The 16,318-nt window shown below is 67.4% G+C and carries 18 protein-coding genes; 6 read left to right on the forward strand and 12 right to left on the reverse strand.

From position 1 onward, the window contains the following. Positions 1–118: 118 nt before the first annotated feature. A complete protein-coding gene (locus OG285_RS31935) occupies positions 119–580 on the reverse strand; it encodes a GNAT family N-acetyltransferase (protein WP_371792943.1) in 462 nt (153 codons plus the stop codon). 56 nt (positions 581–636) lie between these two features. Then, complete coding sequence (locus OG285_RS31940) at positions 637–1,059, reverse strand: ATP-binding protein (RefSeq protein WP_371792944.1); 423 nt, start codon at positions 1,057–1,059, stop codon at positions 637–639. A 215-nt stretch (positions 1,060–1,274) separates the two neighbouring features. Between OG285_RS31940 and OG285_RS31945 the strand changes: the two genes are divergently transcribed. Next, positions 1,275–2,132, forward strand: coding sequence for a helix-turn-helix transcriptional regulator (locus OG285_RS31945; protein ID WP_266814758.1), 858 nt, complete (start codon positions 1,275–1,277; stop codon positions 2,130–2,132). Further along, positions 2,129–2,362, forward strand: coding sequence for a DUF397 domain-containing protein (locus tag OG285_RS31950; protein WP_371792945.1), 234 nt, complete (start codon positions 2,129–2,131; stop codon positions 2,360–2,362). Before OG285_RS31945 ends, OG285_RS31950 begins: the two co-directional genes overlap by 4 nt. Positions 2,363–2,470: 108 nt before the next feature. Here the strand turns inward: OG285_RS31950 and OG285_RS31955 are convergent, their stop codons facing one another. From OG285_RS31955 to OG285_RS31990, 8 genes are all read right to left on the reverse strand, one after another. Continuing rightward, positions 2,471–3,037, reverse strand: coding sequence for a restriction endonuclease (locus OG285_RS31955; RefSeq protein WP_371792946.1), 567 nt, complete (start codon positions 3,035–3,037; stop codon positions 2,471–2,473). 156 nt (positions 3,038–3,193) lie between these two features. Then, positions 3,194–3,877 carry a restriction endonuclease gene (locus OG285_RS31960; protein ID WP_371793661.1) on the reverse strand — a complete coding sequence of 228 codons (684 nt, stop codon included), beginning with the start codon at positions 3,875–3,877 and terminating at the stop codon, positions 3,194–3,196. 1,307 nt (positions 3,878–5,184) lie between these two features. Next, positions 5,185–6,204, reverse strand: coding sequence for a hypothetical protein (locus tag OG285_RS31965; RefSeq protein ID WP_371792947.1), 1,020 nt, complete (start codon positions 6,202–6,204; stop codon positions 5,185–5,187). Next, a complete protein-coding gene (locus OG285_RS31970; protein WP_352048231.1) occupies positions 6,201–6,491 on the reverse strand; it encodes a helix-turn-helix transcriptional regulator in 291 nt (96 codons plus the stop codon). Before OG285_RS31970 ends, OG285_RS31965 begins: the two co-directional genes overlap by 4 nt. Before the next feature lie 154 nt (positions 6,492–6,645). Continuing rightward, complete coding sequence (locus tag OG285_RS31975; protein ID WP_371792948.1) at positions 6,646–8,652, reverse strand: protein kinase; 2,007 nt, start codon at positions 8,650–8,652, stop codon at positions 6,646–6,648. Positions 8,653–9,082: 430 nt separating this feature from the next. Further along, the gene (locus OG285_RS31980; RefSeq protein WP_371792949.1) at positions 9,083–9,943 is read right to left on the reverse strand and encodes a hypothetical protein; all 861 of its coding nucleotides are present in this window, start codon (positions 9,941–9,943) and stop codon (positions 9,083–9,085) included. 336 nt (positions 9,944–10,279) lie between these two features. Beyond that, complete coding sequence (locus OG285_RS31985) at positions 10,280–10,756, reverse strand: hypothetical protein (protein ID WP_371792950.1); 477 nt, start codon at positions 10,754–10,756, stop codon at positions 10,280–10,282. A gap of 177 nt (positions 10,757–10,933) precedes the next feature. Continuing rightward, positions 10,934–11,158: a hypothetical protein gene (locus OG285_RS31990; protein WP_371792951.1), complete on the reverse strand. Its 225-nt coding sequence runs from the start codon at positions 11,156–11,158 to the stop codon at positions 10,934–10,936. An 813-nt stretch (positions 11,159–11,971) separates the two neighbouring features. On the opposite strand from OG285_RS31990, the gene OG285_RS31995 reads away from it, so the two are divergent. The 4 genes from OG285_RS31995 (at position 11,972) to OG285_RS32010 (ending at position 14,880) form a co-directional block, all read left to right on the forward strand. Then, positions 11,972–12,280, forward strand: a complete 309-nt coding sequence (locus tag OG285_RS31995) for a hypothetical protein (protein ID WP_371792952.1) — start codon at positions 11,972–11,974, stop codon at positions 12,278–12,280. 318 nt (positions 12,281–12,598) lie between these two features. Beyond that, positions 12,599–13,378 (forward strand): hypothetical protein, encoded by a 780-nt coding sequence (locus OG285_RS32000; RefSeq protein ID WP_371792953.1) that lies wholly within the window; start codon positions 12,599–12,601, stop codon positions 13,376–13,378. Between the two features lie 53 nt (positions 13,379–13,431). Then, complete coding sequence (locus OG285_RS32005) at positions 13,432–13,950, forward strand: hypothetical protein (RefSeq protein ID WP_371792954.1); 519 nt, start codon at positions 13,432–13,434, stop codon at positions 13,948–13,950. Positions 13,951–14,049: 99 nt separating this feature from the next. Continuing rightward, positions 14,050–14,880: an SAM-dependent methyltransferase gene (locus OG285_RS32010; RefSeq protein WP_371792955.1), complete on the forward strand. Its 831-nt coding sequence runs from the start codon at positions 14,050–14,052 to the stop codon at positions 14,878–14,880. A 61-nt stretch (positions 14,881–14,941) separates the two neighbouring features. On the opposite strand, the gene OG285_RS32015 is transcribed toward OG285_RS32010, so the two are convergent. Beyond that, the gene (locus OG285_RS32015; RefSeq protein WP_371792956.1) at positions 14,942–15,862 is read right to left on the reverse strand and encodes a helix-turn-helix domain-containing protein; all 921 of its coding nucleotides are present in this window, start codon (positions 15,860–15,862) and stop codon (positions 14,942–14,944) included. Between the two features lie 99 nt (positions 15,863–15,961). Beyond that, positions 15,962–16,192, reverse strand: coding sequence for a DUF397 domain-containing protein (locus OG285_RS32020; protein WP_371792957.1), 231 nt, complete (start codon positions 16,190–16,192; stop codon positions 15,962–15,964). Positions 16,193–16,318: the final 126 nt, after the last annotated feature.

Consider the following 16,318-nt stretch of genomic DNA (forward strand, 5'->3'; position numbering starts at 1 on the left):
CTCTGTCGGTGCCTGTATTCGCCCCAGCGCAGCTGCCGGAAAACGATGGATGATCGGCATGGTCTCTTCTTGGGCTGACGAAGACGGCGGGTCTGCGGAACATGGCTGGGAACGGACGTCACACATCCGGCAGGCGGAGTCGGTAGGTCTGGCGTGTGCCGTCCGCGGACAGGTGCGAAGCCGGTGCGAAGCCGAGGTGTTCGTAGAAGCCCCGGGCGCCGCGGCCAGGGTGGTCCGGCCCGAACGTCGTCACCTCGACCGTGCCCGGAGCAACAGTGAGGTCGCGCAGGGCGGTGCGGACCAGGAGTTCGCCGATGCCCCGGCCCCGCCAGGCGCCGCCGACCGCCAGCCAGCTGATCTCGTACCGAGGGGGGTGGACCGACATCAGCAGTCCGCCGGCGAGCTCGCCGGACTCGCCCCCTGCGGCGCGCACGCACAGGGCGGTGCCGCGCTCCATGTTGCGTTCCACTGCCGCCCGAAACTGCGGATCGTCGACCATGGGGCCGAACAGATCCTCGACCTCGCTCGCGAGGCACAGCCACGCGGGAAGATCGGCCCGGACGGCGGGAACAGCGTGCATACATGTACTCCTGAGAATGAGGGACCGCTGCTGCCGAGCGGATCCTTCGCGATCGGTCAGCAATGGCCCGCTCCTTCTTCGCTGTCGGCGAGGGTGAGGCCGAGGCGAAACCACACCTGCTTCCCGGTGAGGAGCGGCTGAGTCTGCAGTTCCTCGGCGAGCGCGGCCAGCAGGAACAGTCCCCGGCCGCACTCGGCGTCGTCCGCCGGCTCTTTCACCGCGGGGAGCGCGTTGTTGAAGTCGGTGACGCCGACCAGGACGCCGTCGGGCATCTCGCGGATCAGGAGCTCGCAGTCGCCCGGCGTGTGCTTCCACACGTTCGTCAGCAGCTCGGTGACGCCGAGTTCGGCCACGAAGCTCAGGTCGCTCTTGCACCACATCCGCAGGAGGACCCGCACGATCTCGCGCACCGGCTCCATCGCATCGGGGCCGATCCCCGGCAGCACCATGTGGTGCTGCCGCACCGGGTTGATCACCATCCCAGGCACTGGCCCTCCAAACGGCGCGGACGTGCACTCGAACGCGGTGGCACGGTGTAACCGGTACGCCACCGTCCGATAGGCGAGCCTCGATAATGGACCGCCAACTACCCTGTCGGCAAGCAGTCCTTGAGGAAAGTCTTTCCCCTCGGGGAAATGGCATATTCCCGAACTGGCGAAGGCGCTACTCTTTCGCGCAACACATGGAGGTGGGCATGCCCGTCGAGCCAACCCCGCGACGCCGCCGCCTGGGCGCAGAGCTCCGGCGCATCCGTGAGGCACTCGGATGGACGCAGGAAGAAGCGGCCAAGCGCCTCGGCTACCGCTCCTTCTCGACGGTCAGCAAGATCGAGAAGGGGGTCCAGGGGCTCAAGATCCAGCAACTGCCGCACTTCTTCGAGGTATACGGGATCACCGACAACCCCCTGCGCGAAGAACTCCGCAGCCTCGTCCGCAGGGCCGGCGAAGCGGACTGGTGGCAGCGGTACGAGGGCGCGGTCGACGACCCGCTCGGGGACTACCTCTCCCTGGTGGAGAGCGCCAGCAGCCTGTTCGTCTTCAACCCCGTCGCCATCCACGGCCTGCTCCAGACCCCCGAGTACGCCGAGGCCGTGACCAGGGGCAGTCGGGCCTGGAAGACCCCCGACGCCACCGACCGCTTCGTCGCCATGCGCCAGGAGCACCAGACCAACATGCTGGAGCGCGAACCCGAGCTCAAGATCTGGGCTGTCCTGCCGGAAGGGCTCCTGCGCCAGGAAGTCGGCGGACGCACCGTGATGCGCGCCCAGATAGAGCACCTCATCAACCTCGCCGGCACCAACCCCAGCATCACCATCCAGGTACTGCCGTTCCGGGCCGGCGCCCACGCCGGGATGGACGGGTCGTTCATGCTCATGTCCTTCCCCACCGGGCGCGACCTCGTGTGCATCGAGTCCATGCGGGCCCTGCTCCACCTGAACGAGCCGGAGGCGGTAGAGGTCTACCGCACCACCAGTGACCTGCTCAAAGGCGACGCACTCTCCCAGAAGGCGTCTGTTCCACTACTCACCACCATCGCCAAGGACCTTGCATGAACAAGAACGACCTCGACTCCTCCTGGGTCGAGTCCCAGCTGCGCGACGCCCAGTGGCAAACCAGCAGCAGCGGCGGCACGACCTGCGTCCAGATCGCCTTCCTCGACGACGGCATCGTCGCCTTGCGCGACTCCAAGAACATCGGCACGGTGCCGCCGCACCTGTTCACCGACGCCGAATACGACGCCTTCATCGGCGGCATCCTTCGCGGCGAACTCCGCCGCAACTGATCGCTATCGCCCCGGCAGTCGGCCGGTCCCAGCAGTCCGGGTTCGGCCGACCTCCGTTCACGCATCGCCGCGAGCCACCGCTCTGCACCGCTGCCCGAACTCGCAGCACTATGCGGGAGAGCGCTGCTCCTCGACGACTGCGTACAGATGTTCGCCGTGCGCCCAGCGCTTGAGCTCGGGCCGTCCGATGAGGACGATGCCGTGCCGCTGGGCGAAGTCAACTGCGGGCCTGGTGAACCCGTTGAGTGCCACGATGACGGCGATGTCCGCGTGATGTTCGGGAACCGCGGTGCCGTTGAACTTCTGCAGCGCTCCCGATCCGACCGGGGCGCTGTATTGCTTGCACTGCACAACGACTTTGTGGTCGTCCGGGTCCACGGCCACGACGTCCGCACCCAAGTCTCCGGAGCCGCCGACCCGGCGGGGGCGCACGAACCCGTCCCGGGCCAGCAGGTCTGCGCATGCCTGCTCGAAGCCGTTCGCGCTCATCGCGGCGAGCTGCTTCATCCGGAAGGTCAAGACCTTCGGCGCGGTACTTCCGGGCTCGCTGACGCTGCTCTCGTTCGCGCTGTCGTCGGGTGCGTCGCTGTAGGCGACGACGTAGCCGCCCCGGTCGGAGAAGACCACGAAGCACAGCACCACGAGCGTGTGCCCAGGATGATCAGCGCGAACCACCAGGGATGCCCCATGAGCCATCCCCACACGTCGTCCCTGAACCAGCCCCCGACGTCATCGCGAACCCAGGGCCACGCATCCTCCGTCAGCCACTTCCAGGCGACCTTGGCGATGGCCACGCCGAGGATCAGCCAGAGGATGCCCTTCAGCACCGGGTCAAGTGACCCGTCCTCGTCGAACCGTGGTCCTGCGTGGTCTGCGGGCGGGCAGGCGCAACAGGGTGTGCAGCGGGACACCGTCTTCGGCCCACTGCCGCAACCGATCACGGTCGACCCAGTGGATCTGGTGCCGCTCACCCCATGCCTTGGCGTCGCGCGTGAAGCCGCCGTTGGTGACCACGACCGCGACATCGGCCTTGTGGACGGGCCTGGCAGTCCCCTTGACCTGGTACATCACCTGGGAGCCGACCTTCCCGCCGACGGTGGTGTGCTTGGCCTGCAACACGATCCGCCCACACTGGGTATGCCGGCCGATGACGTCGGCGGCCTGATCGCCGGCCTGCCCGACCTGCTGCGCGGACCAGCCGTCACGGATGAGCAGATCCCGGAGTGCGAACTCGAAATCCGTATCGCTGAGAGCGTCGATCCGCACCAGGGGGAGGCGGAGAACCGCGAGGAGCGCGGCCTGGGCCCGCCGCTGACGAGTCCTCCTGATCTGCCATCCGACGGCAGCCAGCAAGGCCGCCACGGCCGCGGCGACCGCGAGTGGCCACCCGCGCACGATCGCGTGCCACAGGCCCGTGGCAGCCTGGACCAGCATGGTGGCCAAAGCCAGAGCGACGATGCCCGCTGCCACCTGTTCGCGGCGACCGCGCGGCGCGCGCAGCCGGATGCCGCCCATCACCGGCTCGACGAGGCGGACACCGACGGCGAGGGGGAGGCCGGCCTGTCTGTCTCGGCCCCGCTGCTGCTGGTGTCGAACCCGATGACCTGTCCCCACAGCCAGACAAAGGCGGCGATGCCCGCGATGGTCCAGAAACCCAGCTTCTTTCCGCGGGGTCGCGGATTCCTTCGGATGTGGCGACGAACCTCGTGAAATCCGTCCGGCGGCATGCCCTTTTCCCCTCCTGTGACCTGGCAACTTGATGATGCTGCCCTTCCGGATATGGGTGTATCAGCGGGCACTGACAAAAACTGATGGATCATCACGACGGCTGGCCTGCATCGATGACAAACCAGCCAGGAGCCCTTCAACGCCCGCCGTGTGAGTCCGAGTTCATGGTGAGATCTGCCTCTGACCTGGCGTTTTCCTGCACTGTGTGACCGTGATACCTCGCAGGCGTGCCATCGCGTCCCGCCGATTCACCGTCGGACGGTGAGAGCTCACCAGCGTCGATGCCGGAAAAATGCCCGTGGAAAGCGGCGCACAGTTGGCGAGTAAAGAGTGGTGCCGATCAACGTCCGACACCGGATCTGGCCACCGCTTTTCGGCCTCCGGTAATCGGGCTCAGCGCACCGGCAGAAGTACCACTGTTCCGCTCTCGGATGTTTCGTGAACGACCCGCGCGCCACGGCATGCGACCACTACCGTCCGGAGCGGAGCCCCACGAGACGACAGGAGCACGACGTTGGAGAACTTCTTCGTCCCCAAGAAGATCTGGCAGGGCGGAGGTCCCTACCCGCACGCTCTGGAAGGGCAGGCATTCCGGGGAGATGGGGGGCCGCGTTCGTGACGGCGACGACGACGGTATCCGCCCATCGCCCGCGGGCCGAGGCGCCGTAGCGGCCGGTCAGGATTCCACTGACCTTGGGCACCGCCTGCACCCGGGCCGCGATCTGATCTACCGCCAACCGTTGGTCGGCCAGGGGCAGTTGATGGGGGGTGGCGATAATGACGTATGGGCCCTCCTCCCGATCGCAGGCGAAGGTAACGGCCAGCGGCGGCAGCGACTCGACGTCGTCCAGGAGCTCCGCCACGTCCACGAGTTGTCGCTCAAGATCCCGCATAAGGACAGCATTCCGTAATCGTTGGGGCCTGTCGCACAGCGACGACCGGGTACTTCGGCTCCACCACCACAAGGCGCCATCGACATAGTCGGCGAGTTCCGGCCCCGTCTTCTGGTAGTCGAGGGGGTCCGGGTGGATCGGCACCAGCCCCAAGGCCCTGGGCTCCACGGGGCCGTGCCACGGTCAGCGGCGCCATCGCTTTCAGGCTGGCACAGGCCGGCCATGGCCGCCGGTGGGGTCGGGGACCTGTGTTTCTTCGTGTCCGCCGTTACCCGGGTGGCAGTAGGGGCACCAGGGGTTGTACATCCGGTGGAAACGGTTGACGAACGTCTGCGCCACGATCAGCGCGTTGATGGTGATGGTGGTCGTCGTGGAGACCGGCGTACCGCTGAAGGACAGCTGAAGCGCGACGGCCACGAGTGCGGCGATCCAGTAGAACCGCCGGCCCTTGTGCTCCACGCTGAAGAGCCAGCTCTTCCCGGCCGCGTACTCGGGGGCGTCGACCCGGAACTCGGTGACGCACGGCTCGCACAGAGTGCCACTGTGTCGGCCGTCCGCGATGAAGGCCGCCAGGACCAGGAAGAACGCGAAGCTGGTGATACTGCTCCAGGGGCCGTGCTCCGGGACGAAGACGACCGCGCAGACCATGGCGACGATGGCGCCAACGACAAACCAGTGGCTGCGGTGGCAGATCAGGCGCAGTCGCTGTGCGAGGCGCAGCGAGCGTGCAGAGGGCTCCCGGGGCGGGAGGAATACGGCGTGGCGGGCCTTGAAGAGGTAGGCGGCCAGGAGGCTGAGGCCGATCCACGTCACGCCCACGGTCCTGGCGGTGCCGCTGAGCGAGATCGCGTCGTTTGGCTGGTCTTCCCTGTACGGCATGAACACAGGGGTGGCGATGAAGCAGAGAACGAAGACTCCGACGACGAGGGGCCACAGGCGCGCGTAGGCGAGGACGAGCCTGTAGCGGCGCTTCTTCAGGACGTCGGCCGTCTTGGTTGCGCGCGGACAGGTGGGCTCGATGCCGTGCCCCCCGATATGGAAGACCAGGAGGATCACGCTCACTCCCAGGAGTCCCCACTGACCCACGCTGAACAACCAGTGCCGGTCGCTGAGTTGCGCCATGACGGCGGCTGCTGGCAGCAGTAATGCGATGAGGAGCAGCCCACGGCATGCGAGCCACGCGATGAAGCGGTTGGTTGTTGCGAAGTAGATCCCGTTCACAGCGTCTTCTGATCCTTTTCAAGAGTGACGTTCAACTTGACGCCCATCGCGTTGGCGATGCGGAGCAGCGTGGTGAGGCTGGGGAGCTTGTTGGCGCTTTCGAGCCGGGAGATGTGCGGCTGCTTCATGCCTGTCCGGACTCCCAGTTCGCCTTGGGACCAGCCGAGTTCGTTCCGCCGGTCTGCAACGGCTTGGGCGACGAGATAGGCCAGGTCGCGTTCTGTAAGCGGCTCGAATCCAGGTTCGAGGCCGGGGGGCGCGGTCGCGTGATGGCGGATGTCGTCCATACCAAAAAAGTTATGCCATACCACTATTGGTATGTCAAAGGTGCTGGTCAGATGCACGGAAATCAGTGACCGCGCCGAGCAACTCGCCTGTGAAGTAGTGCTGTGTGCCCGAGTGAGTCACTCGGGCAGGCGTGTCGACGGCCCGTGAAGCGGTCTACCCTCCTGAGACCGCAGACCTTGACCGGTACGTGGTGACCGCCTGGTTGAAGACCTCGGTGACGCGCTCATGCTGTGCGGCCGGGCCCTGGACGTAGATGACGTGGTAGCGGCCGTTGATGATGGCAGCCTGGTTGCAGGCGTAGAGCAGGGCGCCCGTGGCATCTGTGTACGTGTAGTGGCCCTCGGCGAGAGACTGGCCCGCTCCGATCTCGATGCGTCGCACGCCCTTGGCAGTGCCGTCGGGATCGGCCCGGTAGGTGGCGAGTTCCGGCTCGGTCTTCTGGTAGTCGAGCGGGTCCGGGTAGTCGTCAGCGCTGTCGCGGCCGGGTACGACGATCAGGGTGAGGCCGTCGCGGGTGAAGCGGACGCGGGACCGGGAAGGATCGGGGTGGCGTTTCCACCCGGCGCCGACGGTGACCTGGAAGCCAGCCCGGTCGTGAGGAGTCGCGCCGGCGGACGACTGGCCCGAGGGGATGGGGCGATCTGCGGGGTGTGCCGAGGCCGGCGTGGTCGTGGCCAGGGAGCCCGGGGTATCAGCTTGGCCTGGACGGGACAGGGTGAGCACTGCGTAGACCGTCGCGCCCAGGGCCAGGGGGAGTGCGGTGGCGATGAGGAGGGTGCGTCCGCGCAGGCGAGGGATCACCCGCGTACGACGGTGTCGCCCCTGCCGCACGGCTACTGGCCCGGCGGGTCGGATGCGGACCAGGTGGCCGCGGAAGCGCAGCACCGGCAGCCGCCCGGCCGGCGAATCGGCCGGCTCCCTCGGCGGCGCGGGCTCACGAGCGTCGCGCAGCAGGGAGACCAACCAGGCCTCGGCCTCGATGATGGACAACCGCTGCGCGGGGTCCTGCCGCAGCAGCGACTCGATGACGGCGCGCATCTGCCCGCAGTCCTCGGCGAAGGCAGGCGGGTCCGCGCACACCATGGCGACGAGTTCCTCGACATCCTCCTCCGGGTAGGGCGGATGGCCCTGGAGCGCGCGGAAGAGCAGGACGCCGAGCGCCCACAGGTCGACACCCGGCCCGACCGGCGGCGCGAGCTGCCACGTTTCGGTGACGGGCGCGGCCTGCTCGGGCGCCCACCGCTCGGTGACGGCGCCGATCCGCACGATCCGCGCATCGCGCGCCCGGCGCGCCTCGAGCGCCGAGGTCGGACCGGGAAAGACGTCCGCCTCGTCGCCGAGAGCAGTTGGCGGCCCGACGTGGTCCGGGCCGGACGTGGCCGGGTGACCGGCAGAGCGGGAGGGGAGGGCGGCTGTCTGACGCTGGGCGTCGGCGCGCAGGGCGGCCGACCCGCCAACGCCGCGCGCGTGCGTGAACCCCGTCGGCAGCCGCCCCGGCCAGGGCAACTGCGTCTGAGGACCGGGCGCGGAGGAGGTTTCCGGCCGGTTGAGGGACGAGCGGCGGGCGGTCTCTTCGCCGCGAGGGTGGGGGAGCGGCCGGGGTCGGTAACCGCACAGCGCCTCCTCGGCGACGCTCTGCGCGAGGCCGTCAATGAGAACGCTGCCGCCGTCGCCGATGAACACGGTGTCCGCCGTGATGTTGCGGTGGAGCCAGCCGCGCGCGTGCAGGTGCCGGAGCGCGCGCAGGATCTCCCGCGCGATCTCGGCGGACCGGAACGGCGTCAGCGGCGTACGGGTGAGTAGGGCCGACAGCGGGCGCGTGGCGACGCGCTCGCTGACGATCCACAGCGTCTCGTCCTCGATCAACACGTCGAAGACCTGGGCAAGATGAGGATGGTCGGGCAGACGCGTGAGGGTACGCACCGCCTCGCATGCGGTGCGCGTGGGTTCTTCCACCTGCGGGCCGTCTGGCGAAGCAGCAGGTGCGTACATCAGCCGGTCGGCGGTGAGCGTCTCGGGGAGGACGACGCGGGTCAGTTTCACCTCGTGCCCGGTGAGCGTGTCCACACCGTGCACGACGGGCGCATCGGCTATTTCCGGCTGGCTCTCTGCGGGCAGGCGGTACCGCCTGCCGAGCATCCGCGTCGCATCGTCGTTCATTGTCGTCCCTCTCGGCCCTCGGTTCTGCCTCGGCCACGCCCCCTGTCAGGCGTGGAAGAGGCAGAACCGGGTACCTCCTTCATTGGCTGGTGCCGAGCTCCTGGTTGTCGCGCACCAGGGGCGCACGTCATATCCGGCCACAAGGTCCGCGGCGTCGAAGACCGTGGTGATCTGATAGGTCACTGCCCGGGCCACCGGGACCGGCCACGGCTGCAGAACTGACTGCGCCCGACGGCATCACGCATCGAACAGCAGCAGGTAGCGTGCAGGACCGTCAGCCTGTCGGGCGAGGTGGCCCCCTGAACTACGGAGTGGACCTCTTCACGATCTGGTCTCCTTCCTCAGCGCCGTACCCACGGTGGCTTCACGGGAGCGGGCGACCGGCCAGGTTCGCCGGGGCGTCCATGCGCCCAGAACAGCGTCGGGCTGCTCATGCCATCGGCCCGAAGCCGATGCACGCGAGGGCCTTGTCGTCGGACACCTTGTAGCGGGGGTGCTTGATACCGCTCGGGTCGTCGTGCTCGTAGGAGTGGATGGTCTCGACCACCTGCTGGGGTCCGATCGCGGTGCAGGCGTCGGCGAAGGCGTCCCAGGACCAGAGCCCGTAGGGCTCGACACCGGCCAGGGCGCCGTCCGTCATGACCCACATGCGCTTGATGTCCGAGACCGGCCAGGATCGCACGACGGCGTGGCGGGCGGCTGCCGGCGTGGCCTCGGCCACCCAGTACGCCAGCGGGTCACCGCCCTGGTTGATGTGCTGTATCTGGTGATCTCGCAACTGCTGAACTACCCGGCGGTGTTCGGGAGCGGTGAACCCGCACCCGGCGCGGAGCTGCTCGAACATGACGTCCCGGGCGGGGGAGAGGCGGACGAGGGTCTCCAGGCGCTCGTCGCGCAGCACCTCGAAGCCGTCGCGTTGCTCGACGACCACGGGCGTGTCGCAGAGTACGAGCGCGTCGACCATGTGGTCGTGGGGGCGGTGGCGCACGATCGCCACGGTGGCCGCCGGCGAGGCCCCCGGGACCAGGCCCTGCTCGCCGGCCACCGTGGTCAGGGCCTCGTGGAGCGTGATGCGCAGGTCGAGGTGCTGGGCGCGTTCGTGAACGGAGATGACCTCCTCGCCGAGGGTCTGGGCGTACCAGCCGCCGCGCGGGGTGTCGTCGGTGAGGGTGGAGACGCCGTCGAGGACGACCACCAGGGTGGAATCGGCATTGACGAGGATGCGGTCCTCGGACGGGCGGCCACCGCCGGAGAGTTCCCCGGTCGCTATCTGCACAGGATTGCCTTTCATCGTCTTTGTACTGAGGTCGGGGCGTTGGCACGCATCGGTGGGGCCGACGGGGCTACGTCTGAGCGCCGCCTTCGCCGAGCGGCACCTCGGCGATCACCGTCCACGTGTACTTGTCTCGCCAGGCCTGTTCCTGGTCGACGAGGACGGCTCGGGTCACCGTCATCCGGGGGCGCGGCGGGCGGAGCTTGACCAGGGCCCGGGTCAGTTCGTCGTGATCCCACTGGGCACCTGATGGTGCAGTCGGGTATTGGAACTCGCCGAATAGCCGGCAGCACACTGCGCCCCGTTTAGTGAGGCTCAACAAGACCCTGACGTTCCCGGCTTCGAACGTGTCGTTCAGAAGACCAACGCCACGTGGTCGCTGAGGACGTAGTGGATGGCGGTGAGGCCGTATCCGTGGCGGGCCAAGGAGTCGTCCCAGTTCCGTTCGTCGGGGTCGTGCTCGTAGCGCAGCTGCTGCCAGCGGACAGAGACCGGGTCGGTCTTGTCGTCGTTATCGTGCCCCAGGTTCTCCAGGTGTGCCTCCCACCGCCGGACGATGTCAAGATCGGTCTCCCCGGGGCGCCGGCGAATCAGATCGTCGACCGCCTGCCGGGCCACAGCGGCAGGTTCGATGCGCTGCTCTCGGGCCACGATGTATATGGCTGTGGCGAGCGCCGAGATCCCGTCCTCCTGCGAGGCGTCGCTGTCCCTTTCGCTGAAGCGGTTGGCACGGGTGTTGATCAGCTCGCGGGTGCGGTCCCATGCCCGCGTCCACTCGGCGGGGCCGCCCTCGCCCTGCCACGCCCGAGACTGCTCGTTGATCGTCGTCATGCGGTCATCCTTCACTGGGTTGGCGCGAAGGCCAACTCCTATACGCACGCGGCCGTCGGAGACAAGACGGCCGGGAGCCGGGCCCATGTGCTGTAGCAGAGCGCATGGATGCCGACGAGGCGTGTAGGACCGCGAGCGGTCGGTAGTGACTGTCGGCGAAGAGGTGGAGCTTGATCGTCAGCCCGCCCGCGGGACGCCGTTCGAGGGCGTGGTCGTCAGGCTCGCCGGCGGGATCCCCTTTGGGCGAGCCTCGGCGGCGTGCTGATGAGCCCGGACGACGGTGGAGTCGACCGCGCCGATCGAGGCGACGTCGCCTTCGATGTCGGCCTGGGCCAGCAGCGCGGTGAAGACCTTCTCCCCCGGTTCCGTCGGCAGCCCACTTCCGCGGCCGGTTGTGGGCACCTTTCCACGAGCCGAAGTGCTCGGGCAGGTCCATCCACGGGTGCTGGTGCGGCGCTTGACGCGGTCTTCTCGATCACCTGCCGGTGATCGCGCCACTACTTCCCCGCTTCGGTGTCCGGTCCGGCAGTAACGGGTCGCCCCGCCATCGATGGGCCCGGTCGGCAGACACTCACCCGCTGGGGCCGACCGAACCGCCAAGCATGTCAACTGTGACACAAGTCACGGCAGTTCCCGCGACGTGCACCAGCCTGCCCGTTGCGCCGTTTGCGGGCAAAGCGCCCCCGCCGGGCCGCAAAGCCCCTCCCAGGCGGTAAATGGACACGCAGCGCAGTCGTACAACCGAAATCCTCACGCACCGCAGTCGGGCAATTACTTGCGCAACGTTTGCATTATTCCCATAAGCCCGTGCACAAGGAATGGATGTGACGGTTCCGGATCGAGAAGAAGGCTCGCCAACCTTTTATTGACTCCAAAACTCTTCTGAGCTGCGGGATTGCTGCGCGTGGGTCAAAAACAGCTTGCTATGCAGCACGGATGCATCGTCCGAGCGAGCCGGATTCAGCCATGAATCGGAAAGGAGCGAAAGCAATCTGGTCCGAAGTGGACCCGAACACTCGCCCGTTGCATGCGGGACGCCGTCCCAAAATGGGAAAATTTTCCGAGGCAGAGGAAACGGTCGTGAAGTGGTCCACCACGCAGCTAATGTGTGGAATGACAGCGCGCAGCGGAGTGATGGCACGCTGTGCGCAGGTGGTCTCGGGCTCCACCCCGAGACCACCCGGCAGGCCATCGTCAACCTAGAAAGGTCCAACTGTGACCATGGAAACCAACCGGGAGCAGGCTAATGTTCCCCCGGTCGTCCCTTCGGGGATTATCCCTGCCTCTGAGGGCCTCAAACCCCGCGGCGCGAATCTGTATGAGCTGCGTATCTGCGCCAGCCTCTTCTTCGTGCTCTTGATCACCCTGGTGGGCATCGCCGTGTTCCCGACAGTGTGGCCGGGCCGGGAGCAGCTGCCCGTTGTGTGGCCGCTGGTCGGTCCATTCCTCCTGCCCCTGATCGGCCTTCTGTTCGCGATGTCGAAGTGCAGCTACCTGCGGTACGTCCGCGTGCGCCAGGTCTGACCTCCAGCACTGTGGGGGGCGCCGCGCGGCGGCCCCCCACGGATCACTGCCTGCCGTCTGCCCGCCCGTGCTCGGACGTGCGGAAGGGCGGGGTGAAGGGATGCAGTGATGTCTGACGCCTCACGCGAGGCCAGCTGCGGTTTCTGCGGAAGGGCCATCGTCCAGCGTTCCGGTGGCGGACGGCCGCGTGATTACTGCCACGGAGTCTGCCGCCGCCGTGCGCAGCGTAAACGGGACCGTGAACTCCTGGGCGCCGTTCCTCGGTTCACCCACCGCCTCATCGCAGCGGAACTCGCCTTTCGAGCAGATGAGTTGGTGATGGCGTGTTTCGGCGATGTTCCCCTCGGCGGGGTCCTGGAGCTGGCGGCCAGGGTCGTGGACGACGCCGAGTGTGCGGCTGCGGCCGCCGTGGTCGAGGAGCGCTCGACAGGCCGAAGCTGGGCCGAGATCGGCGTAGCGGCCAGGATCAGCGAGGGGCAAGCCAGGGCGCGCTGGGGCGGTGCACGTTCCGCTCAGCGGCTGTCTGCCCGTGTACCGGCTCCATGGGCAGGCCGACCGTGCGGCACTCCGGGCGGCTCCGGGAAGGCGACTGGTCTTGACCGGCGTGCGAGGCGGGCCGCAGTCGCACTCGGCCGGGCGCTGCGTACGTTGCACGAACATTCGCAAGTCGGCCTCGACGCCCTCGCCGTCGACGCCGGAATGCCGGTCTTCGCCGTGCGCCGGGTAATGGAGGGCCAGTTCGTGGTCTCGTGGGCCGCCACCTACACCCTGGCTCACCTGCTGGGCGGGCAGCCCGGAGACCTTCGCCTGCTGTGGGAGTCCGCGTCGAAGTCCGTGCCCCGCCGGCCCGATCCGCCACGCCTTGGCCGGCACCTCGCCGCGGGACTGCGCGGTGCCCGGCTCGCCGCCGGCTACCCAGCGGCCGCGGCCTTGTGCATCCCCGCGTTCACCGAGGAAGAAGCCGAGGCCGTCTTCGACGGACGCCTCGTACCGGAATGGAGTGTGCTGTGCGACGTACTGCATCGGCTGGGCGCCGATCCGGAGCCCTTCAAGAGCCTGTGGGCGGCCCACCGGGCATCGCGAAACCGGCGGCCCTGAACGTGAGCCGTAACCGAACGAGCCGCCATCCACCACGACTCTCGGGCGGGCGCATGCCGGCCGCCTTCTGCCTCGAATACTCCGCCTTCCGCGACCTCCATCTCGACTGGTACCTGCGCTACGCCTACGTACGCACGGGCGAGTGGACGCGGGCGGCCCACTGTGTCGAGGCCGCCCTCGACGATCTCAGCGCGGGCTGGGCGACGGCTCTGCGCAGCGCCTGCCCCGCAGCCCGCGCCTGGCAGATGCTGCGTGACCAGGCGGGTGAGCAAACCACCTGCGCCGAGGGGCACAGCTGGAGCATCCACTGCCTGCTCCACGACGCCCAGGCCGACACGGTCCTGCTGCACCACCGCCTCGGGCTCTCCATCAAGCAGACTGCCGGCCTGATGGGCGTCGACGAGCACGCGGTGCGTGCACTGCTGCGCAGCGCCGAGCGAGCCCTCGACGCATTGCCCCTATGCGTCGCCGCGCGCCTGCACGCTCCCCGGAGCACGGCAGCGCACGACGCTTCACCGTGTGCGCCGGGGAGCACTCCGTACGGATCGAAATCGTTAACTTGGCCCCGCTGAGCCCCTTTTAGGGACTAGCGGGCCTGCTGCGGCACTCCTACGATGGATCTCTTTAGCCGAGGACACAGCCCTGGACCAAGGGCTGCGAGGAGTTGACGCATGGCCTACGGGGAGAAACCCCAATCTCGCCGCCCCATCGACACGACCACCCCCAGTGTCGCACGCATGTACGAGTACCTCTTAGGAGGCAGTCAGCACTACGAGGTCGACCGGAACGCCTGTGTCGATCTCCTCAAGATCGCGCCCAGTACGCAGCAACTGGCCCGCAGCAATCGCGACTTCCTCCGCAGGGTGGTCCGCGTCCTTGCCCGGGACATGAACATCCGGCAGTTCCTCGACCACGGCTCGGGACTGCCCACCCTGGACAACGTCCACGAAGTCGTCCAGCGCATCACGCCCGACGCCAAGGTCGCCTACGTCGACAACGACCCCATGGTCCTCGCCCACGGCCGCACCCAACTGCACGAGAACAACAACGTCATGGTCATCGACCAGGACATGCGCGAGACACAGAAGATCCGCGCCGCCACCGACGACTTCCTCGACTGGACACAGCCGATCGCGGCTCTTTTCGTATCCGTCCTGCACTGCCTCGACGACACCGACGACGAGCAAGACCCCGCAGCCCTGATAAAGCGTGTAGCGGCCGAACTGCCCTCCGGCAGCTATATGGTCATCTGCCAGCTCGTCAGCGACGACACCGCCGTGAGGAACAGAGTCACCCAGCTCATGGCCGAGGCCACCCACAACAGCTGGGGCCGGGTGCGAGAACGGCACGAGGTCCGCCAGTACTTCGACGGCATGACCATCATCAACCCGCCCGGCCTCGTCGACGTCATCGACTGGCAACCCGACAATCCGCCACCGCCAACGCACCTACGCCCCACTGACTGGGTCGAGTGGGGCGGCGTCGCCAAGATCGAGGCATGAGCTGCCCGTTCCCGGCCACCAGTGCCGGAGCGGTGACACCCGACCACGAGACGGTCAGGCGTCACCGCTCCAGGACGGCCCGCTCAGCCCAGTGCTCCGCAGCGCGTCGTATGGCCTCGATGCTGCCATCGAGTGACATGGCGTTGTCACGGGCATCGGTCAGCACCTTGCGGTAGTTGTCCAGCGAACGCTGCTTCGTCGCGTAGGTCGCGCCCTCGATGTTCTCCAGGTAGGCGAGGTCACCCGGCACACCGTCCGGGAACTGGAGATAGGTGATGGCCATCGGCGGAGACACCGCGTCCTTGCTGATGATCCGCACGTTCACCTTCGGCTTCTCGGCAGCGGCGAGGAGATGCTCCATCTGCTCGCGCATGACGTCTGCGGTCCCCCGCCTGCGCTCCAGAACGGTTTCATCCAGCACAACAGTGATCCGGGGAAGGTCCTGATCGAGGATCATCTGCCGGCCCATCCGCAGCGCAACGATCCGCGCGATCTCCGCGAGCGAGACAGGGTTGGCCTCCATCATCCGGATCAACGCCTCGGCGTAGCGCTCGGTCTGCAGGAGCCCGGGAATCACCTGGTTCTCGAAGATCGTGATCATCGCGGCGCGCCCCTCCATGCGGATCAAGCGCTTGAGGAAGCTGGGCGTCACATCGGCGAACCGCTCGTACCACTCCGAGTTCGCCGCATGGGCCAGGAGCTGTTCGAGGAGGGCCAGATCCTGCCGGGACAGGCCGTAGAAGACGGCAAGGTCGTACACGTCCCGCGGCTTGGCGGGACTCTCCCCCCGCTCCAGCCGGCTCATCTTGGATGTCGAACCTCTGATGGCCCGGGCCGCAGCCCCAAGGGTGTATCCCCGGCTCTCCCGATGCCGCCGAAGCTCTTCACCCAGGAGCTGATCAGCAGGGCGCTCGCCACTCGCCGACGAGAGAGCAACAACCGACGAATCAGAATCCGACTGCCATTGCCGGGCGACGGACATGTGAACTCCGAACAGTACTGGGACAGTAGTCGCCCCAGAATGCCCGCGCACATGCCCGCCGCACAATCTATGGCCAACGCACGACGCTCCGTTTACGCGTCACGCGACGAAGTGGTCGAACTCCTTTCCCTTCGCGCCGTGGATAAACGCGGCCAGCTCCGCCTTGGTGAAGACGAGAGCGGGCCCCTCGGGGAACCTGGAGTTCCGCACGGCCACACCTTCCTCCGGGAGGGAAGCCACTTCGACGCAGTTCCCGTTGTTGAGACTGGCCCGCGCCTTCTGCCAGGAGAGTCCGGGAATCTGGTCCGCCTGCACACCGTTCGCGATCATGTTCGCTCGATCTCCTGTCGTCGCCGTTCCGTCATGCCGGACTGGCAGTTCCCATATGGGAATGCGCAGTTACTGCCGCGCAAAATGCTAGCCACGGGAACCCGACAGGGCATGTCCCCGAAAGAG

The organism is Streptomyces sp. NBC_01471, assembly GCF_041438865.1.
GTDB lineage: Bacteria > Actinomycetota > Actinomycetes > Streptomycetales > Streptomycetaceae > Streptomyces.